26 protein-coding genes are annotated in these 23,087 nt (G+C 43.6%); 4 read left to right on the top strand and 22 right to left on the bottom strand.

The features are described 5' to 3' along the window. Positions 1–7: 7 nt before the first annotated feature. The 20 genes from AR335_RS04360 to AR335_RS04265 form a co-directional block, all read right to left on the bottom strand. Positions 8–1,345: an MFS transporter gene (locus tag AR335_RS04360; RefSeq protein ID WP_062232285.1), complete on the bottom strand. Its 1,338-nt coding sequence runs from the start codon at positions 1,343–1,345 to the stop codon at positions 8–10. 144 nt (positions 1,346–1,489) lie between these two features. After that, complete coding sequence (locus AR335_RS04355; protein ID WP_053354196.1) at positions 1,490–2,278, bottom strand: enoyl-CoA hydratase/isomerase family protein; 789 nt, start codon at positions 2,276–2,278, stop codon at positions 1,490–1,492. 28 nt (positions 2,279–2,306) lie between these two features. Then, positions 2,307–3,860, bottom strand: a complete 1,554-nt coding sequence (locus AR335_RS04350) for a class I adenylate-forming enzyme family protein (RefSeq protein ID WP_062232284.1) — start codon at positions 3,858–3,860, stop codon at positions 2,307–2,309. A 4-nt stretch (positions 3,861–3,864) separates the two neighbouring features. Further along, positions 3,865–4,356 carry a (2Fe-2S)-binding protein gene (locus tag AR335_RS04345; RefSeq protein WP_053354198.1) on the bottom strand — a complete coding sequence of 164 codons (492 nt, stop codon included), beginning with the start codon at positions 4,354–4,356 and terminating at the stop codon, positions 3,865–3,867. 5 nt (positions 4,357–4,361) lie between these two features. After that, positions 4,362–5,231, bottom strand: a complete 870-nt coding sequence (locus AR335_RS04340) for an FAD binding domain-containing protein (RefSeq protein WP_062232283.1) — start codon at positions 5,229–5,231, stop codon at positions 4,362–4,364. 20 nt (positions 5,232–5,251) lie between these two features. After that, positions 5,252–5,707, bottom strand: coding sequence for an SRPBCC family protein (locus AR335_RS04335; RefSeq protein ID WP_062232281.1), 456 nt, complete (start codon positions 5,705–5,707; stop codon positions 5,252–5,254). Next, positions 5,707–8,136, bottom strand: coding sequence for a xanthine dehydrogenase family protein molybdopterin-binding subunit (locus tag AR335_RS04330; protein WP_062232280.1), 2,430 nt, complete (start codon positions 8,134–8,136; stop codon positions 5,707–5,709). The genes AR335_RS04335 and AR335_RS04330 overlap by 1 nt, the downstream gene beginning before the upstream one ends. Further along, complete coding sequence (locus tag AR335_RS04325) at positions 8,137–8,712, bottom strand: nucleotidyltransferase family protein (protein WP_255357540.1); 576 nt, start codon at positions 8,710–8,712, stop codon at positions 8,137–8,139. It lies immediately after the preceding gene. Positions 8,713–8,741: 29 nt separating this feature from the next. After that, the gene (locus AR335_RS04320; RefSeq protein ID WP_062232278.1) at positions 8,742–9,815 is read right to left on the bottom strand and encodes an XdhC family protein; all 1,074 of its coding nucleotides are present in this window, start codon (positions 9,813–9,815) and stop codon (positions 8,742–8,744) included. Continuing rightward, positions 9,816–10,604, bottom strand: coding sequence for a response regulator transcription factor (locus AR335_RS04315; protein ID WP_062232276.1), 789 nt, complete (start codon positions 10,602–10,604; stop codon positions 9,816–9,818). Positions 10,605–10,979: 375 nt separating this feature from the next. After that, positions 10,980–11,189: a hypothetical protein gene (locus AR335_RS04310; RefSeq protein WP_062232274.1), complete on the bottom strand. Its 210-nt coding sequence runs from the start codon at positions 11,187–11,189 to the stop codon at positions 10,980–10,982. Continuing rightward, complete coding sequence (locus AR335_RS04305) at positions 11,186–12,019, bottom strand: MBL fold metallo-hydrolase (RefSeq protein WP_062232272.1); 834 nt, start codon at positions 12,017–12,019, stop codon at positions 11,186–11,188. The genes AR335_RS04310 and AR335_RS04305 overlap by 4 nt, the downstream gene beginning before the upstream one ends. A gap of 236 nt (positions 12,020–12,255) precedes the next feature. After that, positions 12,256–12,537, bottom strand: a complete 282-nt coding sequence (locus tag AR335_RS04300; protein ID WP_062232271.1) for a DUF6509 family protein — start codon at positions 12,535–12,537, stop codon at positions 12,256–12,258. Positions 12,538–12,645: 108 nt separating this feature from the next. Further along, entirely contained in the window at positions 12,646–13,893 is a 1,248-nt protein-coding gene (locus AR335_RS04295) for a glutamate-5-semialdehyde dehydrogenase (protein WP_062232270.1), read from the bottom strand. Continuing rightward, entirely contained in the window at positions 13,890–15,014 is a 1,125-nt protein-coding gene (gene proB / locus AR335_RS04290) for a glutamate 5-kinase (RefSeq protein ID WP_062232269.1), read from the bottom strand. The genes AR335_RS04295 and proB overlap by 4 nt, the downstream gene beginning before the upstream one ends. Positions 15,015–15,512: 498 nt before the next feature. Beyond that, entirely contained in the window at positions 15,513–16,787 is a 1,275-nt protein-coding gene (locus AR335_RS04285; RefSeq protein ID WP_062232268.1) for an ammonium transporter, read from the bottom strand. Further along, a complete protein-coding gene (locus tag AR335_RS04280) occupies positions 16,784–17,197 on the bottom strand; it encodes a hypothetical protein (protein WP_053354210.1) in 414 nt (137 codons plus the stop codon). Before AR335_RS04280 ends, AR335_RS04285 begins: the two co-directional genes overlap by 4 nt. Positions 17,198–17,474: 277 nt before the next feature. Further along, complete coding sequence (locus AR335_RS04275; protein ID WP_053354211.1) at positions 17,475–17,966, bottom strand: DinB family protein; 492 nt, start codon at positions 17,964–17,966, stop codon at positions 17,475–17,477. A gap of 61 nt (positions 17,967–18,027) precedes the next feature. Then, a complete protein-coding gene (locus AR335_RS04270) occupies positions 18,028–19,167 on the bottom strand; it encodes a stage II sporulation protein P (protein ID WP_062232267.1) in 1,140 nt (379 codons plus the stop codon). Continuing rightward, entirely contained in the window at positions 19,151–19,333 is a 183-nt protein-coding gene (locus AR335_RS04265) for a hypothetical protein (RefSeq protein WP_053354213.1), read from the bottom strand. The genes AR335_RS04270 and AR335_RS04265 overlap by 17 nt, the downstream gene beginning before the upstream one ends. Before the next feature lie 269 nt (positions 19,334–19,602). On the opposite strand from AR335_RS04265, the gene AR335_RS04260 reads away from it, so the two are divergent. After that, positions 19,603–20,118, top strand: coding sequence for a DoxX family membrane protein (locus AR335_RS04260; RefSeq protein WP_062232265.1), 516 nt, complete (start codon positions 19,603–19,605; stop codon positions 20,116–20,118). 51 nt (positions 20,119–20,169) lie between these two features. Then, the gene (locus tag AR335_RS23590) at positions 20,170–20,316 is read left to right on the top strand and encodes a hypothetical protein (protein WP_156418804.1); all 147 of its coding nucleotides are present in this window, start codon (positions 20,170–20,172) and stop codon (positions 20,314–20,316) included. Between the two features lie 155 nt (positions 20,317–20,471). Here the strand turns inward: AR335_RS23590 and AR335_RS04255 are convergent, their stop codons facing one another. Next, positions 20,472–21,191: a YebC/PmpR family DNA-binding transcriptional regulator gene (locus AR335_RS04255; RefSeq protein WP_062232264.1), complete on the bottom strand. Its 720-nt coding sequence runs from the start codon at positions 21,189–21,191 to the stop codon at positions 20,472–20,474. 144 nt (positions 21,192–21,335) lie between these two features. Between AR335_RS04255 and AR335_RS04250 the strand changes: the two genes are divergently transcribed. Both AR335_RS04250 and AR335_RS25095 read left to right on the top strand, forming a co-directional pair. Beyond that, entirely contained in the window at positions 21,336–22,460 is a 1,125-nt protein-coding gene (locus AR335_RS04250; RefSeq protein WP_062232262.1) for an NAD(P)/FAD-dependent oxidoreductase, read from the top strand. A 31-nt stretch (positions 22,461–22,491) separates the two neighbouring features. Then, positions 22,492–22,617 (top strand): hypothetical protein, encoded by a 126-nt coding sequence (locus AR335_RS25095; protein WP_255357535.1) that lies wholly within the window; start codon positions 22,492–22,494, stop codon positions 22,615–22,617. Positions 22,618–22,779: 162 nt separating this feature from the next. Here the strand turns inward: AR335_RS25095 and AR335_RS23585 are convergent, their stop codons facing one another. Beyond that, positions 22,780–22,926: a hypothetical protein gene (locus AR335_RS23585; protein WP_156418842.1), complete on the bottom strand. Its 147-nt coding sequence runs from the start codon at positions 22,924–22,926 to the stop codon at positions 22,780–22,782. Positions 22,927–23,087 lie beyond the last annotated feature (161 nt).

Raw genomic sequence — 23,087 nt, 5'->3', positions numbered from 1 at the left:
TGTTGCGCTATTGCAGTCTGCCTCTCGTTTCTGGGATGATAACGCTTCCAATAATGTAAATCAGATATATCACGATCGTAAAATACATCAATGTATGGGGAATGTTTTCAATGGATCCACTCGTCAAAGTAACAAAAGTAGGCATCATTCCACCGACGGCAAAGCCCATATTCCATGAAAGGCCTGTCCCGGTTGACCGGATGGAGGTAGGAAAGCGCTCGTTTAAAAAAATCAGGACAGGTGCATACGCCGCATTGCCTAATAGTACAAGACATATGACATAAAAATAGATGGATGAAACGGACGCAGCATCAGCCAGTGATAGATAAAAATAAGGTAATCCGATAACGTTCAATACGCCGATGACAAGGAATACCTTTTTTCTGCCAAAGATTTCACTCAGATGTCCGGCAATGAGTGCAGATATAATGGTAGCTATACTGGCCGCAATAAGAACGCCGGACAGCGTCGAAGAGGATACTTTATTTACGACATTAAGGAAGGTTGGAATAAATCCGGCAGTCAGGTAATAACCCGATCCGCCTCCGATAACGATCATTAAATTCACCAGAAGTACACGGGAGTATGTCGTAAACAGCGATTTAACCGGTTTTTGTTGGACGATTTTTTGTTTTGAGTTTTTTTTCGTTTTCATTTCGGCCCATAACGGGGATTCCTCCAGCGTCCTAAACACAAAAAGGCCCGCAATGGCTCCTAAAATACCTGTAAAGAACATGACTCTCCAGCCCCAACTATCAAAGGCTTCACCGGGAAACAGTGCTGAAACGACTGTAAAAACGATGGAAGCAAATAGTGCGCCTAGCCCAGCGCCTCCTCCGCCAATAAGGCCTGACATTAATCCTCTCCATTTAGGAGGTGCCGTTTCGGTTCCAATGGTATGGGTGGAGGCGACTACCCCACCGACAAAGATTCCCTGGACGAGCCGCAGCAGTAAAAACAGGAAGGCAGCGAAAAAGCCGATTTGCGGAACCGTTGGCAGTAATCCAAAAATAGCAGTACTAATACCAACCCCGACGATCGCCACTGTCATGGCATTCTTTCTGCCATGCTTGTCGGCATACGATCCGAATATGGCGGATCCGAGTGGTCTCATAAGCAGTGTGACGGCAAAAGAAGCATATACAGCAGCCAGGGACAGTGTGGGATTAGTTGTAGGAAAAAATAGCTTACCTATGGTTGGTGTAACATACAGGAGAATGAAGAGATCATATAAATCAAAGGACCATCCTAATAATGAAGCAGCTGTTGCAGAAACCATTTGCCTGTTACTCACTTTTGGTGCTTCCGTTTTTTGAACAACCTCAGAAGGTATTGCACTTGACATGTTATTTCCTCCAATACTAAAGTTTTTTTGGCATGACTTAGCTTGGATGAATGAAATGAAGACTGAATTTTCAGTCTTTTGAACTTATAGAAGTATATTTAGGAGAAGAGTAATCCTGGTGTGCACAGGATTACTCTGTTCCACTTACTTCCCGGTAAAGTTCGGTTTTCTTTTCTCAACAAATGCATCAACACCTTCTTTGAAGTCTTCGGTGCATCTCAGCATGCCATACGCTCTTCCCTCAATCTCTAATCCGGTGCTTAACGGGCCTTCCTCAGCAGCATTCAATACTTCTTTACAAACACGCTGAGCAAGTGGTGAAAACCGTACGAGCTCAGCCGCCAGTTGATCCACTTCATTGTCAAGCTCCTCTTTCGCCACAACCTTAGTAATCAATCCCCATTGGTACGCCTCTTCAGCAGGTATCCTTCTTGCCCTCATGATCATATCCTTTGCTCTTGTAAGGCCTACAGCCCGTGCCACACGCTGCGTCCCTCCGCTTCCGGGAATCATGCCCAAATTCATTTCCGGCAACCCGAGGAGGGTGTCGTCAGCAGCGATTCTGAAATCACACGCCATGGCAATCTCAAAGCCTACCCCAAATGTATATCCTTGAAGCTGTGCGATGACGGGCTTCGGGGAACGCTCTGGTGCGGCAACGTTCACTCTTAAACGGGACAATTCTTCAGGATGAGTTTCCATGAACTGAGGAATACTTCCGCCAGCACTAAAACACTTGTCGCCTTCACCCTTTACAATGATGACACGTACGCCTTCGTCATCGTTCAATTCTTCAAAGATCTCAGCAAATTGTTTCCTGGCGAGCATACTGATGTAATTCATTTTTTCCGGTCGGTCGAATAAAATGGTCGCTGTTTGTGTTTCCCTGTTCTTTTCTACACGGATGTGATCATATTGAGTAGTGGTTGTCATATTGATTTCCCCTTTCGATTTTAAGAAATTAAACTACTTTTTCTGATTTGAACAATTCAAATTCCCCATCCCGCAATTTCCGCCTCAACACTTTTCCGACAGGACTTTTCGGAATTTCCTTAACAAATACATACTTTCGCGGCCTTTTGTAGTTGGAGAGCTGCGGATGGTTTTTGCAGAACTCGTCCAGCTCTTGAATCGAGACAGTATGGCTGGCGGGAACGACGAACGCTGATACAATCTGTCCCCATCTATCGTCTTCTTCTCCGACAATGGCGACTTCGATTACATTCTCATGCTCGGAGATGACGTCTTCGACTTCCAGAGGGTGGATGTTTTCGCCGCCTGAGATTATCATGTCGTCCACTCTGCCGACGACATGCAGATCGCCGTCTTCATCCAGCACACCAAGATCTCCTGTAAAATACCAGCCTTCACGAATCGCTTTTTGGGTCGCATCAGGCCGGTTCCAATATCCCTTGAACGCTTCAACTGATTGCAAATTGACAATGATCTCACCGATTTCACCTTTTCCTACGATCTCTTCGCAGGTTGAATGTCCGTCCGGGTCTGCTCTAACCAGCCTGATGTTTTGATGAAACCCTGGTTTGCCTGCACAACATGGCTTTTCGAAGACATTTGAATTGATGGTAAAGGTGTACACCTCAGTACTTCCATAATGATTGACGAACACCTCAGGCTTCAGCCGCTCAATACATTTCTCTGTAAGGGAAGAGGTCATGGAGGCCCCGGCATATCCTATTTTTTTAAGGGCCGATAGATCATAATCGCTAAATTTCGGATGCTTTAATATGTCATGGTACAGAGTAGGCACAAGATACAAACAAGAAACAGCTTCCTTAGAGAGCAATTCCAGCGCATCCTTAGCGTCAAAATCAGGAAGTATGACAAGCTTTCCGTTTAAAAATGTAATTGAAAGCAGCGATCTCATTCCCATGGTGTGGTAGAGAGGCATTGTTCCGAGTGTGCTCTCCCCTTCTATATAATGATTTTGGATGATATGGGCAAGGGCGGCCGCATACTCATTTTTATGACTTCTTGGAACTCCCTTTGGTTTTCCTGTGGTCCCCGAAGTATAGAGCATTAAGGCGATATCTTCATCCAGTATGTCTGGTCTGTCATACGTTTCAGGGCTCCGTTCAATCAGTTCAGAAAAGTAGATATCTGCTCCTTGTACACCCTCGAGCCCAATATAGACAGGCCTCTCATTGAACCTTGCTTTTAACACCGCCGCCTGGCTCGCATCCTCATAGACAATCACAGTTGCTTCCGCATCGTTAAAGCAATACTCTACTTCCTTTGCTGAAAGCCTGAAGTTTATCGGTGTATAAATGGCACCCAATTTTTGCAGCGCCCAATAGAGAATGACATTTTCGCTCCGGTTTTTTAACAAAACCATGACACGATCCTGTTGTTTTATTCCGATGCGCTGAAGGGAGGCGGCCAGCTTATCAACCTGGCTGTTCAGCCTAGCATAGGATAAACGCTGATCTTGCTGAACGACAGCATCCTTGTTCGGGAAGCGCTCTACTGCGAATTCCAGTAACGTTCCGAGATTCATGGATTCAACTCCTTTGCAAGACTTCTTTATTGTTGTCTTGAACCGTTTTCTCTACAGCCTTCACAATTCCGTCATATCCTGTGCACCGGCACAGATGTCCTGACAGGGTTTCTTTGATTTCTTTAACCGAAGGCTGCGGGTTCTTTTCCAAAAAATCAGTGATGGACATTAAGATGCCAGCGGTGCAAAAACCACATTGCAGACCATGGCATTCCACGAAATTTTTTTGAAGCGTTGTCATTTCTCCACTGCTGGCTAGACCTTCGACCGTTTTAATTTCGCGGTTATCCGCCTGCACCGCAAAGATTAAGCACGACCTTACCGCCGACCCGTCCAAGCTGACCGTACAGGCCCCGCAAACACCGTGCTCGCAGCCTACATGAGTTCCAGTTAGTCCGCACGATTCACGTATGAAATCACTCAACAGCATTCTTGGTTCAACCCACTCTGAATACGACTTGCCGTTGATCGTTACATTTACTTCGGTTAAGGACATGCTGCTCACCCCTTTGCTCTCTCGTATGCTTGATATAAAACTCGTGTCGTCAAAACCTTGGCTAATTGTGTACGGTATGCTGCCGAGGCATGCAGATCGGACTCGGGCTCCACACTCTTGGCCACAAGCTCGGCGATTTTTTGCACAGCTTGGTCTGTAACCTTTTCACCAGCAAGAAGTTCTTTTGCATCCTCGATTAAGAGCGGAATAGCCTCTACCCCGCCGAGCGCAAGCCGGATATCTGAAATTCTGTCATGAGCGTCAAGCTCAAGCTGACAGGCGGCTGCTACGAGCGCAAAATCACCATGGCGCCTCGCGACTTCCTGAAAGGAAGAGCCGACTCGTCCCTTCCATATGGGCAGATGAATTTCGGTCAGCATTTCATTTGGCATCATGTCTGTCGTTAGAAACGTAAGAAAGAAGTCCTCCGCATTCACGCTTCTCGTTTCTTCTTCTGAAGAAATGTGAAGTGTTCCATTGAGCGCCATCAAAACGAGGGGAAGCTCAGCACTAGGGTCTGCATGGACGATGCTCCCACCAATAGTTCCCCGGTTTCTCGTTTGAAGGTGGCCAATATGGGCAACAGCTTCCGTCACCAATCCGCATTTCTTTTTCACGAGTTCAGAGGTTTCCACCGTACTCTGCCGTGTCATCGTCCCGATTTTTAATGTATGATCATCGCTATCGATAAAATTTAAATCATGCAAGCCATTAATGTCGATTAAACACTCAGGGGTGGCTAGCCTCATGTTCATGATGGGAACGAGACTCTGTCCCCCCGCAATAATCTTGCCGTCAAAACCGCTGGATTCCAGCAGAGAAAGGGCTTCTGAGACATCTTTAGGCCGGTAGTAATCAAATTTTGCGGGTTTCATAATCAGCACGGCCCCTTTCTTTAAGCGCTTTGTTCAATTCGTTTTAATTCCTTGCCTAATTTTTTGAAAAAGTCCTGTATGACCAGCTTGGCTACTCCACCTAGCATCCGCTGTCCTACCATCGCTACCTTTCCGCCTACTTCAGCTTCGTATGAGTAGTTTAATAGAGTGGAGCTTTCACTTTCCGGGGTCAGGTCTACAATTCCGACCGCTTCTACAGTTCCCGGTGATCCTTCTCCCTTTACAGCGAGCTTGTAATGGTTAGGCTCCTCCAAATCGAGGATTTCGATCGTAGAGGAGTAGTTTCCTTTTATGGCCGCGATCCCAATGGACAGCTCGGCCTCATACTTGTTGTCCTCCACCAGGACGAGTTTTTTGCAGCCCATGATACATTTTTCAAGAACGTTGGGATCGAGCAGCACTTCATAAGCTCTTTCCACTCCTGCATCTAAAACTAGCTTTCCTTTGCCTTCCATCAGATGGTCACCTCTTTATGTTTGTTTTTTTTGGCTTGATTCAGCAGAGTCCATATTCGATTTGGACTGAGCGGCAGGGTATCAATCGCCACATTATACGGAGAAAGGGCATCACTTACCGCGTTGGCGACAGCAACTGGAGCGCTCATTGTGTTACCTTCTCCAAGTCCTTTTGCACCGAGCGGAGTCATAGGTGATGGCGTTTCAATATGCTTGATCGTGACATTTGGAATTTCAGGAGCGGTCGGGCACAAATAGTCCATGAATGAACCGGTAAGCAGCTGCCCTTTATTGTCATACACGAGCTCTTCAAAGAGCGCTCCACCCAAGCCATGCGCGAGTCCGCCAAATATCTGTCCATCCACGATGAGCGGATTGAGCAGTTTTCCGGCATCATGGATTGTTATATAGTCCAGAATGTTTACCTCCCCTGTCTCGGGGTCAATCTCGACCGTTACCAGATCGGCGACAAATCCATAGGTCACCGATGAGTTGATGAGGTCATTTTCATCAGGAGGCTCTGCCGCTTTTACAGAATAATAGTAAGTTTCATAGATTCCCGGCTCCATTCCCTCCGGAAGGGATAACGGATTCCAGTGCGCGGATCCTGCAGCCCTCTTCAATGCATATTTTTTTGCAGGATCTGCCTTTACATAAAAAGCACCATCCCTTAGTTCGAGTTCATCATGATTTACATTCAGCTGGTGAGAAGCAATCTTGATCAACTTTTCCTTCACCTTGTGTGCCGCATAAAAGACGGCACTGGATCCTAATGAGGCAAAGCGGCTGGAATAGCTTCCGGATGCAATAGACCATGCGCTTGTGGATGTATCCAGCTCCGCGACAACCTTGATTTTATCCGTTGGGATGCTTAAAACCTCTGAAACAATTTGTGCTGCAACGGTTTCATGCCCCTGCCCGGACGGAGTCGTGCTGATCCTCACATTAACGCTTCCCATCGGATCCATTGAAACAGTAGCAGCCTCCGAACAACCTGATTTGGGCAGGGATTTTGCTCTTTCTTCAGGAGTTAGGGCAACCGTGATATATCCCATGTTGGAACCCGACGGCTCGACAATACAGGCAAGGCCGACACCGAAAATTTTTCCGTTCTTTCTTGCTTCCTCCTGTTTTTTGCGGAATTCCCCATATTTTCCGGTCTCAAGTGCAAGCTCGAACCCCTTGATATAATCGCCGCTGTCGTACAGGCCGCCCGAAGCTGTCTTGTAAGGAAACTGATCCTTTTGGATAAGATTCCTGCGGATCACATCCGCCGGATCCAAGTTCAGCTCGAATGCAACCTTCTGCATGATTCGCTCTAGAGGAAAATACAGCTCCTGGCCTCCATAGCCTCTGATTAATCCTGTGGGAAGCTTGTTGGTCATGATCGCGTACGCATCAATATGAAGATTCGGAATATCATAGGCACCGGTTGAATTGGCATGAGTACGATACAAACAGGCGGGTTCCGGAGCCCGGATGTAGGCACCGACATTGTCAATCATCTTCATGCGTAAGCCGGTAACCTTTCCGTTATTCTTTACCGCCGCTTCAATATAGGTGACCCTGTCCGTCCCGCTGGAGCTTGCCGACAAATGCTCCTGCCGATCTTCAATCCACTTTACCGGACAACCGGCAATTCGGCTCGCTACAGACAGAAGAACCATATATGGAAATGTTCCCGCTTTTATTCCGTAGCTTCCGCCAATATCCTTTGGAACAATGATTCTTAGCTTATTGCTTGGAATTTTCAGCGCTTGAGCCATAATGGCCTGGATTACAAAAGGTCCGTGAAAATTGGCGTGAACTGTATATTGATTTTCACTTGATTCATAATGAGCGATAATACCGTATGTTTCCACAGGTGTAGCGGTATATTTAGGAAAAAGATATTTATGTTTAATGATGGTATCCGCTTCTTCAAAAGCCTGATCCACTTTTCCGTAATGAAACGTCCGGTGATTGGCTATATTGGATCCCACGTTTTCATGAAGCACCGGTGCATCCTTCTCAAGTGATCCTTCGATATCAACGACAGGCGGAAGGGATTCATACTTCACTTTAATGAGCTCCATCGCATCCTCCGCTAAGTAACGGCTTTTTGCAATCACAACCGCTACAGGCTCTCCTACATATCTGACTTTGTCGATGGCAATAGGATAGTAATGAACTGGAGCACTGACACCTACACTAAATGGTTCGAGATACTCCTTCACCTGTTCTCCGGTAATTACCGCCTTTACTCCGGCTATTCTTTCAGCCTCTGTCGTATCAATCGAGACAATTTTCGCATGCGGACTTGAGCTTCTTAGAATGGCGGCCTGAAACGTCTGGGCCGGTGTACCGATGTCATCGATATATTTGCCCTGTCCGGTTAAAAGTCTCATGTCTTCTACCCTGGTTATCGCTTTACCAATAACCTTGTTCATTTAAGAGACCTCCTTTCTTAAAAGCTTTTTGTAATCGGCAATTGTATCAATATCAAACGGATAGTTTTTCCCCATTTCAATAATCTTTACTTGATCGGTATATTTCTTCACTAAATCTCGGCCGCCTTTGTCACCTTTTATTTCTAACAGCCTGTTAAACATCCTCCGGTGAAACAAGACAGGATGTCCTCTTTTCCCTATATAAGATGATTGATAAATAAAATGTTCATGGTCAGCATGGAACTCTTCCAGCAGAAGATTGATCTCTCGTGTAGATATCAAAGGCTGATCCCCTAGGAGAAAAATGGCAGCTTCCACCTCAGCAGGCAAAACATAAAGCCCTGATTTTACGGAAGATGATAATCCTTTGTTTGAGTGGTTATTCAAAAAAATCTTATTCACTCCCGCCACCGTAGCCTCGGCAAGCAAACCTTCCACTTCAGGGTTAATAACGACCACAACATCATCTACATCTGAGTCGAGTGCTGCATCGATCACATGGCGTATGAGTGTTTTTTCCTGATAGCGGAGCATCATTTTAGGTGTGCCCATACGCTCAGACTTGCCGGCTCCCAGTATAATGGCCCAGGTCTCCCTCTTTTCAGTTAAAATGCCAGTTCACCCACTTTCTTATGCAGGTACTTAGTGAAGCTTGTCTCTTTCATAACATGAAGGGGTTTTCCGCTCCCCTTCCCTCGATGGACCATTACCATTTCTGCAAGAATACTGAGTGCAATTTCTTCAGGAGTCTGTGATCCAATGTCAAGCCCTATTGGACTATAAAGCCGTGAGAGACATTCCTCATGAAATTCTCTTCCAAGCCTATCCATCAGCTGGTAAGTACGTTTGTTGGGTCCAAGCACTCCAATATAGGGAACATCTGTTTCAAGAATTTGCTCAAGCAACAGAAGGTCCTGATCAAAATGATGGGTCATGATAACAACAAAAGAACGGCTTTCTAACTCCAGTTTTGGCCATTTTCCTTTAGGGATGCAAAGCAGTTGATCAGCCTCAGGAAAATTCTGTTTGTTTACAAAAGACGGGCGATGATCAATTACGGATACGTGCCAATTCAATTGTTTTGCACCATTTACGAGTGGAACAGCATCCGGACCTGCTCCGAATAGCGTTAGTCTGGGAGTGGGTGTAATGGTGTCTGTAAACACAAGGACCTTTTCTTTTTCATAGGTAACAGAATGAAGTCCTGATTTCACGGGATCAGAACTATTATTTTTGACCATCCATTTTTTCCCTATAAGTGATGGGGTTTCTGCTTCGACGATTGTCGCCAAGCTTGTTTCATAGTTGTCCGCTTTTTGATAGATTTCTAAGCTGCGTTCTGTGCTTTCTCGAAGGTGTACAGGGTCAAACGGTTCCAAAAAAATATCAATCGATCCGTTGCAACCAAGCCCAAGCCCCCACAAATCATCGCCTTTGTCTCGAAAATCATAAGCTAGCGTTTTGCAGGAAAAGTGATTCAGAACTTCCCGGGCATGTTCGGCCAAATCTCCTTCCACACAGCCTCCGCTCAATAAGCCTGTCAGCTTTCCGTCTTCTGCCCAAAAACATTTGCTGCCTTCCTTTTGATAGGTTGACCCTTCAGTACGAATAATCGTTCCGAGAACTCCCCGGATGCCATTTTCAGCACAGCGCTTCATTTCAAGATAAATGGGAAGCATTTATGCACCTCCTGCTGATATAGTTAATCCCGGCTCTGATTGTAAATGAAATTGCTCACGGTATTCGCTCGGTGTAATACCAAGCAGCTTTTTAAATGTAGTGGCAAAGTATCCTGAATTAGCAAATCCAGAATTATTGGCGATGACTTCGATGGGCAGTGAAGACATTCGCAATAGTCCTTTTGCTTTTTGAACTCTGACAAAAGACAGATATTCAACAAAAGTCATTCCAGTATCTTCTTTAAACATTTTGCTGAAATACGAGGGGCTTAAGTAAACTTTGTCCGCCAGGCTCTTTAAGGTTAGCGGCTCACCGTAATAGATTTGCATATATTGGATGGCGCTGCCGATAGGATTTTTTAGATCAGCTGTGAAATGATCTTCACCCGTTTTCATCACACGGTTCACACTTTTGCCGAGAACCGGGATTAAAACCCTGTCCAGCGTTTCAATTAGTTCATGTTTAGAAAGCGGTTTCAATAAATACCCTAAAAATCCGGAATTAATAGATGACTGAACAAGTTCAAACATCTTTAACTGGGTAATCACGATGATGGGGAGATCTGGATACAATTGAAGGGCTGTTTTGCCAAAAGCGATACCATCCATATCGGGTAAAGAAAGATCAATCATCAGCGCACTCGGTTTACTTTGTTTCAGCAGCAGCATACCCCGGTTAGCCGTGCTCGATTCATAGATCGATAGAAAGCTGTATTTGCTTTCTTCAATTAACGAGCAGACTTCCTTGCGGCTTTGTTTATCATTATCGACAATGAGTAACTCGGACACTTGTGCCCCCCCTCACATATTTAGGTTAACGCGATTGAGTAATAAGCAGTTTTAAAATCTGATAATCATTTTTATAAAATCGTGTTATAATTTTCTGATTATTTCCATACTAATTGACAAGGTAAATGCCTGGTTCTAATTTCTTGCTTTGGGACTTATAAAATCTTCTTTTTTTACCTGAAAATATTATTTAAAGATATAAATAAGCTTGTACTATTCCCCGTAGTATACAATAAAATGACTATTTCAAAGCTGCATTAAAAAAGTATCCCAGGAATATTCCGGGACACTTTGAATGAATTTTCAGTATTAATGGACTGGATTCCACTTCTACACCATCAACCTATGATTTTCTTGATCAATCCATCTAGAAACTTAAGCCCTTTCGACAAACTCTTTCTTACTTGCATAAATTCGGATCACGTCTTTTATTTCTTCAGCCAGGAACGTTTGATTTCTGTTGTTAGCAAGTGATTCATACCCTGAACCCCGATGAAGGTAATCGGATGTAGCCACTGTGTACCAGTTTTCTAAATTTTCAAAATGACTTTGAAGGTCGTTCGTATGTATAATGTCTAATCTCATTGCTTCCCCCATTCGTTCGCAAACTCCCTTTTCACTTGCTGCACATTTCCTTCGTGGCAGCTTGAAGTAAAACTTGATTCATACGGCATCTCCTGCCTTAACTGGCTTAATGTTTGTTCATCTTCATTTTTAACAGCCTCTATTAACCGGGAAAGATAGGTTTGGGATGCTTCAATTCTTTGCTTCATCTCTTCTTTACTTTCAGTTGTTTTGCCATGGCCGGGTACCAAAACACTTGGATGATGTTTATCCAATATTGTATTTGCTTTTAGTAGTGTTGACTGATAAGCCTTTACACTATCAAATACAAAAGGAAGTTCAAAATCCGAAAGGTAATCCCCGGCAATCCAAATCCCCTGAGGCTCAATGATTGTAAATATTCCATCATGAGTATGACCAGGCGATAAATAAAAGGTTAACGTTGTGCTTCCTAATGCAAGCTGCTGGCCATCTTTGTTGATCTCAATATCAACAACTGGAAATTTAGGCTGATAAGGCCTGTCTATGTAATATTTACGATCAAAATCCTTTATAAGACCAAGTTTATAATCTTTAGCAGGATGATTACTCACACCTTCGCTTGCAATGACCTTAGCATTTAAGAACGCTGAGTAACCAATAATATGGTCAAAATCTCCATGGGTAAATAAAAGATATACTTCTTTATTTCGATTAAGCTCCTCAACGTGTTCTTGAATGGCTTTAATTTCATGGGGGAGCCAAGAAGGATCGACAATAAGGACAAACTCATCTTCCTCTACTACTGTACTTGTTGTTTGCCAAAGCGCACTTTGAAAAACGGTCAAACCATTTTTTTGATAGTGAATCATGAATATTCCCCTTACCTATTTAAGAATTTTTTCTTCTTACATTCAATAACAGGAAACTATATCCTATCTCCAATAATATCAAAGAAAGAGATAATTTCAGTCGAAAATTTCCGATACAACCCCGGGTTTGGTGGAATTGAAGTGCATCATGACAGCAGCTAAATGAAGATGAATCTTAAATGAAAAAAACAGTAACCATAAATTTTGATGGATACTGTTTTAATGTTTTTATTGTTTTACTGCACTTGGCTTCGGCAGAATTCCTTAAGCTCATCTACTTCGTCGTCTTCTAATTCAAAATCAAGAGGATTGTTTGTTGTGTCTTCGTATAAGTGGTATTGAACAATTCGGGGCTCTTGAGGCAGAGCAGCATAAATCAGTTTAATATATACACCATTTTCCATATACAGTTCATCGTCTTCTTCAACCTCTATATGTATGATAAATTCGTATCGATCCCCTTCGAGAATATTGGTAGGATCCCGAAGCTTATCAAGTGTATGTCTAATTACATTCATAAATATATGTACCTCCTTATAGTGTATTCCTTATTATACCCTTCAAAAAGTATATAACAACAAACAAAAGCAGCGGATATCCGCTGCTCGGTTTCACAACGTCACTTCCTATTCCCGTATCTGTCCGTTTCCTCTGATCACATATTTGCTTGAGGTTAAGGCGGGCAAGCCCATCGGCCCACGAGCGTGAAGCTTTTGTGTACTGATGCCGATTTCAGCGCCAAAGCCGAATTCATGGCCATCGGTGAAACGGGTTGAGGCGTTATGATAAAGCGCGGCGGCATCTACCAATTGAAAAAATGAACGAACGTTATCTTCAGCTTCCGTGATGATGGCTTCGGAATGTTTAGAACCATAGCGGTTAATATGTTCAATGGCCTCCGATGTGCCCGACACGGTTTTTATCGCTAAAATATGATCTAAGTACTCTGTTTGCCAGTCTTCCTCGGTTGCTAATACAATGGCTGGAAAGAGCTCATGAATGTTCTGGTCGACTCGCAGCTCGACCCCTCTCTCTATGAGGTTTTCGACCATCTCTTTCATATGTTTTTTCGCCCAGGTTTCATGAACGAGCACGGTTTCTATAGAATTACAAACCGACGGACGTTGGGTTTTGGCGTTGAGAACGATGTCAATCGCCATTTTCTTATCAGCACTTTTATCGATATAAACGTGGCAGTTTCCGGCACCTGTTTCTAAAACGGGAACAGAAGCGTTTTCGACGACGGCCTGAATTAACGCCTTCCCGCCTCTCGGAATCAAAACATCAAGATAGTCGTTCATTTTAAACAGCTTTACAGCTGTCTCACGGCTCGTATCTTCGATTAACTGAACAGAATCTACTGGGAGATCACTAAGTTCAAGTGCACGGTGGATCACAGAAACTAACGCTTTGTTTGAATGGATAGCTGAAGAACTTCCTCGAAGCAGGACTACGTTTCCAGTCTTTAAACACAGACTGGCGGCATCTACAGTGACATTGGGCCTTGCTTCATAAATCATCCCAATGGCTCCTAGCGGGACAGCTACCTTTTCAATAATGAGCCCATTGGGACGTTCAAATCTCTCTAGCACGTTTCCTGTTGGATCGGGTAAAGACGCTAGCTGCACCAGTGCCTTTGACATATCCTTTATTCTTTGCTCATTCAGCATCAGTCGGTCAATTAAGGACTCATGCACACCAGTGTTTCGAGCATGCTCTATATCTCTATTATTTTCCTGAAAGATGTAGGGTATCTCTTGGATCAACTGGTCCTCAATGCGCAGCAACGCTTCGTTTTTTTGTGAAGTCGTTTTTGTGATGAGTTCAGTGACCGCTTTTTTTGCTTTTTTTGCTTTGGTAATTAATTCTTTCATACGATTCTCTCCTTTATCATGGACAGCCATCTGTTGCGATGAACTACTTCAGGGTGAGTATTCTTGGTCTTTTCCATCGCTTCTTGACTCGTTAATCCTTTAATGATTTGTAAGTCTTCAGAGGAATACTGAACCTGGCCTTTACCGATGACTTCTTTTGCGGAATTGATGATTTCTACCACTTCCCCGGTTGAAAACACACCACTGACAGCACGAATTCCCGCTGGCAACAAACTTTTTCCGTCGAACAGAATAGCCTTTGCTGCTCCATCATCAATTTCAATGATTCCGCTGATCGGTGAATGAAAAGCCAACCATTGTTTCTGTGTTTTTAATGGAGTGGCAGGCGAATTGCCGATATATGTTCCGTCGCCCATGCCATCTAAAATATGAAGGAGTTTTTCCTGATGGGAGCCTGTACCGACAAAGACGTTTACCCCCAGCGAGAGAGCGGTTTTTGAGGCCAGGAGTTTTGATTTCATACCTCCTGTACCAAATTTTGATGCCGACGCCAAGTTCGTCATCTGAATATGGTCATCTGTAATGTCGGAAAGAAAATCATACCGGTGAGCTGTTGGAACCGTTCGAGGATCTTGATCATACAGTCCATTGATATCCGTCAATATCATCAAAAAATCTGCATGCACGAGGCCGCTGACAAGGGCGGAGAGCATATCATTATCTCCAAAGGTCAATTCATCTATCGAAACGGAATCATTCTCATTAATGATTGGAAGAACGGAACGTTTTAACAGTTCGGATAACGTCGCATAGGCATTACTGTACTGCTCTTTTTTATAAAAGTCATTCCGTGTTAACAGCAGTTGGGCAGCAACAATTCCATGTTGTTTAAAGATTTCAGTATAAGCTTGAATTAATAACCCTTGCCCCACAGCTGCAGCGGCTTGTTTCCCGGCTGTTGTTACAGGACGCGCGGGATACCCTAAATCGGCAAACCCCGCTGACACCGCGCCAGAAGAGATCAAGATAACTTCATGTCCCTGTTTTCTTAATTGGACGATTGCTTCCACATGTTCGGTAAGTTTACTCTTACTTAGTCCGCCGTTCTTGTTGGTTAGGGAACTGCTCCCGATTTTTACAACGATTCGTCTTTTGCTCATGTATCCGCCACTCCTTTTGTTTACTAAAAAAGACCCTTCCCATCCTTAAAAAAAGGACGGAAAGAGTCTGTCATCCGCGGTACCACCTTTATTAGTATCATCTAGGCAGATGATACTCTCTTAAAACCCGTAACGAGGGAAACGGCCAGGTTATTCGCCTAGCAGCTCAAGGGGTAGGTTCAATAGTTTCTTCAGCGATGGAATCTCTCAGCCTGATGAATTCCACTCTCTTTCGCCTGATAGCATATTTACTGGCCCCTATTAACGCACCAGATAATTTTAAAGAATATTATGCATTACTTCATCAACAAATGTCAAGAAAATTCAGGTAATTTTACCGTAAGTAATAAAATCGGGGTTCGCAGCCTTCTATTTTTGCAGGATTTCATACCTTCTGCCCACCTGTTGGTTATAAATATGATTAATGTAAATAAAAAACAACCCACCTGCAACGTAAAATGAAGGTGGGTATGTGCCTTTGGTTCAATATTCATTCTATTAATCATCATCTTTATGATGGAGGTAATTACTTTCGTATTTGATAAACTCTTGTTCCTGAAAAGCGGCTACCATACCGTGGTAGCTAATATCTAATCCAACCTCTTCCTCTTCTTCAGTCGAGCGGACAGGTATCCACAATTGAATCAATGTAAGTCCCATCCAGGTTAAGACAAAACCCCATATGCACAAGACGAGTAATCCTAAAAACTGAACGCTTAACAGGTGCCAGTTACCCGTCGTAATAAGACCTTTATCTGTTGCAAACAACCCTACCGCTATGGTTCCCCATATTCCTGAAACCGCGTGAACGGGAAACGCGCCTACAGGATCATCAATCCTTTTGATCTCTAACCAATAAGTGGCGAAAAGCATAAGCAGACCAGATACAGCTCCAATAAGGATAGCAAAAGGATCACTGACAAAAGCACATCCTGCTGTGATCCCTACCAACCCAGCCAATGATCCATTAATAACCGAAGGGGCATCAGAGCGCTTATAACGAAAAAGGGTATAAAGCATTGTTGCTGCACCGCCTGATGCTGCTGACAGCATGGTTACAATGGCAATATGTCCAATTCTGGCATCAGTGGCACTTAACGTACTTCCCGCATTAAAACCAAACCATCCAAACCAAAGTAAGAAGGCGCCTACAGATGCTAAGGGAAGATTACTTGGCAAGGAGACTGTACTAACTCCTTGAGGAGTGAATTTTCCTTTTCGAGGACCGATAAATATTGCTGCGGCTAAAGCAGAAAAACCACCTAGTGCATGAATAACCGCAGAACCTGCAAAGTCCTGCATTCCAAGCTTTCCGAGCCATCCTTCGCCCCAGACCCAGTGGCCTGCAACCGGGTAAATAAAGGTTGTCATGATAACGGCATAAAGAATGTAGGCACGGAAATTAATACGCTCAGCAACAGCGCCAGATACAATGGAAATGACGGCAATAACAAACGCTGCTTGGAATAACCAAAAGGTATCAACAGAAATTAAAAAGTGTAAATGTGAGAGATCTCCTTTTATCATAAATCCGTTACTTCCAATTAAGCCCGACAAATCCTTTCCATACATTAAACCAAACCCAATAAGGTAAAAACAAAGGGTACCGATTGTAATGTCTGCAAATACCTTCATGAGAATATTTACGTTATTCTTATGTCTGACGAATCCGGCTTCTAATAGAGCGAAACCACCCTCCATTAGTATAATCATAGCTGCAGTCAAGACAACCCAAATGGTATCTAACCCTGTATTTAGTGTATGAATGGTCATGTTGTTTCCTTCCCCGATTTCCGATTCATCTTTATTTCCCCAATAATAGTGCGTGAAAGGATAATCTCATCTTTTGATGGTTCTTCTTTTAGACCGTGGATGGAATGATCCAGCTCAAATAAACCTTGTTTTAATTTATCAATTTGTTTAAGTGGTTCTTTTACATGTGCAATGTATTCAACTGCTTGATGATGGCTGGGAGAACGGCCTGTAAATAATTTTCGAAAAGGGGATAGTGATTGATAAAAGGCATCTTCGGCATTTTTCTTTTGGACGTATTTATTAATCTTGTTTTTAATCCGTTCAATTTCTTGTTCTTTTTTTGTTTTCATGAATTGCAGCATTTTTAAAAGTTCTGATGGTGAAATTCGAATGTTAATATTTGGATTTACTTCATCACGTACTAACATGTAAATACCCCTTACATTTCAATGTTATATTTTCTGACATTATATCGATAAGTTACTTGCGAGTCAATGATGGAATGTTGAAAAATAACATGTAATTGTCAAAATAGGTAGATTTTGAGTTTAGATCTTTAAATATAATTTAATTTTTTTAATATTTAAAATACGGTACGTGAAATTGTTAAATTTATCTGATTGCCGGAATGTTGGTTTTTACGCATGAAAAAAGAGCATTTCATATACAATGAAAATGCTCTTCGTACAATAATTAAAAATTTGATTAATCCCCAACCCCCAGCACATCTGTATTGGGCGGTTCATAACCCATATGTCTGGCCATCGCCATAATTTGGCCTTTATGATGGTATTCGTGTGTTACCACATGCAGAAGAAGCTGTGCAGCTGAAATGGAAATAGGTTCTCCATGCTCTCTCCAAGGGATGGCTCTTATGATAAGCTCATCCATCTGCCCATCCAAATCATTAAGGACATCATCAACATAGGCATCAGCCTGGATAAATCTCTGTTTAATTTCTTCTAAACTTGTTTTTGAAATGTTTTCTTTTGGTGTCAGAGGCGTTTTCGTCTGCAATAAAATATAGGAACCGAGCCATCCATGATAGCAGTTTGCAACATGAAGCAGTGAATCCCGCACACTTTGGAAGCCGAACCCATCAATGTGTCTTGTGAAATCTTCAGGTTGAAGCTCATCACAAAATTTCAAAAGAATTTCTCTCGTCTGTTTGACCCATTCATATTCGATCCGATTCATTCTTATCCCCCTTCATCTTTCATAAAAAAAGAGCCGCTGAAACAGCTCCTCTCACTATATTCTAATTCGCATTCCCATTTACCTTCTCTGCCTGCCAGTAAAAGCTGCTGAACACATCTGCAAAAGCATCTGCGGTTCTGTACAGTTCACGGAAGTCGTTATCGATTCCTCCCATTTCAATCAGCATGGCGTTGTTCGAAAGATCCTGGTTGTATATGCCGTTGCCTTGGGATTTATTCTTAATAATGACCCCCCGGCTGAGATGAGGATACTTTTTATTTACAAGACTGTTCAGTTCTTCTGCGATCTGAAGGTTCTTTTCAAAAGACGGATGTTCCCTTCCAACGATAAAACATAATCGCGCATAAGGCTGGTTGTTGATAGAGATCGTTGTCATTTTCCTAGGCTGAGAATCACGATGGATGTCAATTAGGTAAGATAGATCACGGTCTTGTGAGACGGCATGCTGGACGGTTTCTCGTGACAGTGCATACGCTCGATTGGTATTCCACTTTCTGGCATTTAACTTTTCCCCTACGTTAGTGGTGTCATGGTCTACGCCAATCCCTCTGCTCTCCAGATCCTGTTTTAACCGGTCACCTACCGCTATAATGTTGGTCTTTGGATTGGAACTTGTAAATTTGCCTCCTTGCAGGATCGGCCTGAATGATTCATAGCTGTGTGAATGGTAAATATAAACGACCTGGCCTTTCGTTTTTAATTTGGGCGGAGGAATATCTTCGTTCGGGTTATCGATATTCACATTCTTTTTATTCGGTTCGTTCGGCTTTAGAATTTCCTGAAGGGGCAATGTCGGTTCAATCGGCAATGTAGAATAGGTTGTCCCTTTTCCGGCAATATAAATCTCTGAATCATAGATCGCAAAGCCCGGCAGTTCCGTTCCGATCAAACTTCGCGGGTCCCCTGGCCTCAGGTTGGTCATAAGCTGCAGCATGATGGAAGAAGCGGCTGGCGGTTTGCTCTCTTTTGGAAGTACCTGCGTATAATAAGGATTCTCTGATCCGATGGCATATACCAAGGCTTCCGTTGTAAAGTTATTAAACCACTTTTTAACAAGGGACGAAGATACATCGAACTTAATTTCTGCGGATGATATAAATCCCGCTACAAAGAATAGAAGAATGCTAAGGAGAGAAACCTTTATACCCGTTGAAAACAAGCCGTTATTGCTGTCTCTCATCCCATTCCTCCTCCTCTTTAAGATCAATGGCAATGTAGGCTAAACACACCATGATGAGCCCGGTAACAAGGAACCCAACAGTAAATAGCGAGGATAAATAAAGATAACTGAACCCTGTCGTAGAAATCATGATGAGAATCCAAAAGTACACTGCTTGAAGTCTCATAGAATTCACCTTCTTCCGTCCGTTTCTAGTAAACTATATTCAATCTGAGAGATTTTATTCTGAAAAAGATGGAAGAATGCAAAGAAAAGCGAAAGCGGGCCTGGAACGAAAATCAGCTATTCATGCGGCCGGACAATTTTTATTACTTCATATAATGGTTCTTCTTAACTAAGCAGAGAGTTTGGTAATGAAACTATTTTCGCATTGACCAAGTTAGAATTTGATGTGAAAATGATAATCGTTATCATTTGTTATTTAGGAGGAATTCTATGTTTATTCAATGGTTAAGAGAAAATCGTTTAGCCTCTTATGTGCTTACACTTCTTCGGTTGTATCTTGGAGTTAAGTGGGTTCAGGCAGGATGGGAAAAAATCAGCAGCGGACATTTTGATGCCAGTGGTTTTATGCTGGGGGCTCTTAAGCAAGTTTCTGGTGATCATCCTGCTGTTCAGCCCTGGTGGGGTGATTTCTTGCGGCAAGTCGCTCTGCCGAATGCTGAAATCTTTAATGCGCTCATTCCCTGGGGAGAATTTTTGGTAGGTCTTGGGCTCCTGTTAGGTATGTTTACTAGTTTAGCGGTTCTCATGGGGCTTACAATGAACTTTGCATATTTATTCTCCGGTACAACATCTGTCAACCCGCAAATGGTTCTAGCAGGTATGATCGTTCTGGCAGCAGGAGCAAATGCTGGGCGAATCGGTATGGACCGCTGGGTTGTTCACTATCTTGGATTGAAATTCAAGAAAAGGAAATTATCGAATACTCCTTTGTCTAAAAGTGCATAGTAGAATACATAACAATAACAAAAAGGGGCTGTCCAAGAAGTCTGTAAGCTGTTGATTTCCGTTCCAGGCTGCTCGCTTTCCGCGGGGCGTGCGGTGAGCCTTACCGGCGTGAACGCCTACTTTTTGGTGCAAGCACCGGCGGGAGTCTCACCTGTCACGCTAGTCCCGCAGGAGTCTCGCATCTTCCACTTCAATTAACTTTTCATTGAAGATTTTTCAAGCCAAAAAGGGNGCTAGTCCCGCAGGAGTCTCGCATCTTCCACTTCAATTAACTTTTCATTGAAGATTTTTCAAGCCAAAAAGGGGCTGCCTAAAGGTCAATTTTCGACTTACTGGACAGCCCCTTTTTCTTTTTATTCACTAAGGTCTACGTTGTGGTAAACCTGCTGAACATCTTCCAAGTCTTCGATCGCATCGATCATTTTCTCAAATTGATTCTGTGCATCTTCAGGAAGGGACAGGTCATTTTGTGCCAGCATGGTAAGCTCGGCTACTGCAAATTCGGTAATCCCGACATTCTTGAATGCTTCTTGTATAGCATGGAATTGGTCTGGCTCTGCATACACGATGACAGAACCGTCTTCTTCAATAATGTCACGGGCGTCAACATCCGCTTCCATTAAGATTTCCAGTACTTCCTCTTCCGTTTTATCTTCGATGCCAAATACGGCTGTCGCATCAAACATATAGGCCACTGAGCCGGAAACACCCATGTTCCCGCCATTTTTCGTGAAGGCTGCACGCACATCCGCAGCCGTCCGGTTCACATTATTTGTTAGCGCGTCAACGATGACCATTGAACCATTTGGGCCGAATCCTTCGTAACGAAGCTCGTCATACGTTTCATCCGATCCGCCCTTCGCCTTTTCAATGGCACGATCGATGATATTTTTAGGCACACTGTATGTTTTTGCACGTTCAAGAACGACTTTTAATGCCTGGTTGGATTCAGGATCAGGTTCTCCCTGCTTTGCCGCCACGTAGATCTCACGGCCGAATTTAGCGTAGATGCGGCTCGTATTGGCATCTTTTGACGCTTTTTTCTCTTTAATGTTGTTCCACTTACGTCCCATTATGTTCCACTCTCTTTCAACTTCATTTTCAATAACACAACTTACCGTTCAACACCTCTTATTATACATAAAATGGACTTTTTTCTCTATTCAATGATTCGGTTATAATAGAAATGGATCAACCAAGTAAAGGATGCTGAAAAAATGCAAAGATATGTTATCGTCGGTGCAGGAATCCTCGGGGCGTCTGCCGCTTATCTTTTAAGCAAAAAAGGTGCTGAGGTCATCGTTGTCGACCGGAAACACCAAGGGCAAGCCACAGATGCTGCAGCAGGCATCATCTGCCCATGGCTGTCTCAGAGGCGGAATAAAGCATGGTATGCACTGGCTAAAAACGGCGCAGCCTTTTATCCGGCTTTAATTGAACAGCTGCGAGCAGATGGTGAAACAGAAACGGGCTATGCTCGTGTAGGTGCCGTCAGCCTGCATCATGACCATGAAAAACTGTGGAAGATGGAAGAACGTGCGTTGAAACGGAAAGAAGAAGCACCTGAAATGGGAGAAATAAAAATCCTGACTCCTGAGGCAGCTCAAGCTCTGTTCCCTGCTCTAAAAGAAGACTATGGTGCCGTGCATGTGAGCGGCGCGGCACGGGTTGATGGACGTGCTCTTCGTGATGCTTTGCTTCGCGGCGCACAAAAAAATGGAGCTCTCTTGGTGAAGGAAGATGCCTCTCTCCTATTCAGCGGAAATAGAGTAACCGGTGTTAAAGCCGGTGGCGAATCGATAGAAGGGGACAAGGTTATCGTATGTGCAGGGGCGTGGGCGAATGCGCTGTTTGAACCATTGGGAATCCATATGAAAGTAACGTATCAAAAAGCGCAGATCGTTCATCTGCAGTTTCATGATACTGACACGAGTCATTGGCCTGTTGTGATGCCGCCCAGTGATCAATACGTGCTGGCGCTCGAGGATGGCCGCATCATTATCGGGGCGACTCATGAAAACGATCCTGATGGCTATGACCATCGTATTACAGCCGGAGGTCTGCATGAAGTATTTAATAAAGGATTAGAAACCGCCCCGGGTCTGTCTGATGCCTCATTCACCGAGGCTCGAGCAGGCTTTCGCCCATTTACTCCAGGATTTCTGCCTGTGATTGGGAAACTGCCTGGCTGGGAAGGAATTCTGTTTGCCAACGGACTCGGTGCTTCAGGGCTAACGATGGGTCCTTTTATCGGAGAGCAGCTTGCTAAACTGGCGTTAGAGATGGAACTGGATATTGATCTATCCCTCTATCCTGTTGAAGATGCCATTCAATTATCATAAAAAAGGGGCTGTCCAAGAAGTCTGTAAGCTGTTGATTTCCGTTCCAGGCTGCTCGCTTTCCGCGGGGCGTGCGGTGAGCCTCTTGGTGCAAGCACCGGCGGGAGTCTCACCTGTCACGCTAGTCCCGCAGGAGTCTCGCATCTTCCACTTCAATTAACTTTTCATTGAAGATTTTTCAAGCCAAAAAGGGNGCTAGTCCCGCAGGAGTCTCGCATCTTCCACTTCAATTAACTTTTCATTGAAGATTTTTCAAGCCAAAAAGGGGCTGCCTGAAGGTCAATTTTCGACTTTCTGGACAGCCCCTTTTCGCATGCTGTTATCAAGAAATGACTTTCTCTGTCACCCCGCTGAAAAGACCTTTGGCATTCTCATTAAACATTTTTTCAAATTGCATAATGGTCACTCCTCTTTCCTTTAATTCAGGCAGGATGTTGAGGGAAAGATGAGCAGGTGTCCAATTCTCCATGAGCAGTTCCTCTTCTTCATTAAATCTCCCCAGAAATCAATGTCTAACAGAGATAGGACCTGTCACCGTTTCCACCATTGAATTCATCGTCCAGACACTGCCTCATCTTACAATTTTTCTTCTTCCTGAAGCTTTCTTCACTGATGAAGAGGCATATTTTT

It is taken from the genome of Fictibacillus sp. FJAT-27399 (genome assembly GCF_001510655.1).
Taxonomy (GTDB): Bacteria; Bacillota; Bacilli; order Bacillales; family Fictibacillaceae; genus Fictibacillus_C; species Fictibacillus_C marinisediminis.
Note: the sequence above shows the minus strand (reverse complement) of the source record. Positions and strands in the feature narration are given on the sequence as shown.

Excerpts from the sequence above, each read along its gene's own strand:
- AR335_RS04360 (WP_062232285.1), bottom strand. The coding sequence starts at position 1,345 with ATGTCAAGTGCAATACCTTCTGAGGTTGTTCAAAAAACGGAAGCACCA.
- AR335_RS04355 (WP_053354196.1), bottom strand. The coding sequence starts at position 2,278 with ATGACAACCACTACTCAATATGATCACATCCGTGTAGAAAAGAACAGG.
- AR335_RS04350 (WP_062232284.1), bottom strand. The coding sequence starts at position 3,860 with ATGAATCTCGGAACGTTACTGGAATTCGCAGTAGAGCGCTTCCCGAAC.
- AR335_RS04345 (WP_053354198.1), bottom strand. The coding sequence starts at position 4,356 with ATGTCCTTAACCGAAGTAAATGTAACGATCAACGGCAAGTCGTATTCA.
- AR335_RS04340 (WP_062232283.1), bottom strand. The coding sequence starts at position 5,231 with ATGAAACCCGCAAAATTTGATTACTACCGGCCTAAAGATGTCTCAGAA.
- AR335_RS04335 (WP_062232281.1), bottom strand. The coding sequence starts at position 5,707 with ATGGAAGGCAAAGGAAAGCTAGTTTTAGATGCAGGAGTGGAAAGAGCT.
- AR335_RS04330 (WP_062232280.1), bottom strand. The coding sequence starts at position 8,136 with ATGAACAAGGTTATTGGTAAAGCGATAACCAGGGTAGAAGACATGAGA.
- AR335_RS04320 (WP_062232278.1), bottom strand. The coding sequence starts at position 9,815 with ATGCTTCCCATTTATCTTGAAATGAAGCGCTGTGCTGAAAATGGCATC.
- AR335_RS04310 (WP_062232274.1), bottom strand. The coding sequence starts at position 11,189 with ATGAGATTAGACATTATACATACGAACGACCTTCAAAGTCATTTTGAA.
- AR335_RS04305 (WP_062232272.1), bottom strand. The coding sequence starts at position 12,019 with ATGATTCACTATCAAAAAAATGGTTTGACCGTTTTTCAAAGTGCGCTT.
- AR335_RS04300 (WP_062232271.1), bottom strand. The coding sequence starts at position 12,537 with ATGAATGTAATTAGACATACACTTGATAAGCTTCGGGATCCTACCAAT.
- AR335_RS04295 (WP_062232270.1), bottom strand. The coding sequence starts at position 13,893 with ATGAAAGAATTAATTACCAAAGCAAAAAAAGCAAAAAAAGCGGTCACT.
- proB (WP_062232269.1), bottom strand. The coding sequence starts at position 15,014 with ATGAGCAAAAGACGAATCGTTGTAAAAATCGGGAGCAGTTCCCTAACC.
- AR335_RS04285 (WP_062232268.1), bottom strand. The coding sequence starts at position 16,787 with ATGACCATTCATACACTAAATACAGGGTTAGATACCATTTGGGTTGTC.
- AR335_RS04280 (WP_053354210.1), bottom strand. The coding sequence starts at position 17,197 with ATGTTAGTACGTGATGAAGTAAATCCAAATATTAACATTCGAATTTCA.
- AR335_RS04275 (WP_053354211.1), bottom strand. The coding sequence starts at position 17,966 with ATGAATCGGATCGAATATGAATGGGTCAAACAGACGAGAGAAATTCTT.
- AR335_RS04270 (WP_062232267.1), bottom strand. The coding sequence starts at position 19,167 with ATGAGAGACAGCAATAACGGCTTGTTTTCAACGGGTATAAAGGTTTCT.
- AR335_RS04265 (WP_053354213.1), bottom strand. The coding sequence starts at position 19,333 with ATGAGACTTCAAGCAGTGTACTTTTGGATTCTCATCATGATTTCTACG.
- AR335_RS04260 (WP_062232265.1), top strand. The coding sequence starts at position 19,603 with ATGTTTATTCAATGGTTAAGAGAAAATCGTTTAGCCTCTTATGTGCTT.
- AR335_RS04255 (WP_062232264.1), bottom strand. The coding sequence starts at position 21,191 with ATGGGACGTAAGTGGAACAACATTAAAGAGAAAAAAGCGTCAAAAGAT.
- AR335_RS04250 (WP_062232262.1), top strand. The coding sequence starts at position 21,336 with ATGCAAAGATATGTTATCGTCGGTGCAGGAATCCTCGGGGCGTCTGCC.
- AR335_RS23585 (WP_156418842.1), bottom strand. The coding sequence starts at position 22,926 with ATGGAGAATTGGACACCTGCTCATCTTTCCCTCAACATCCTGCCTGAA.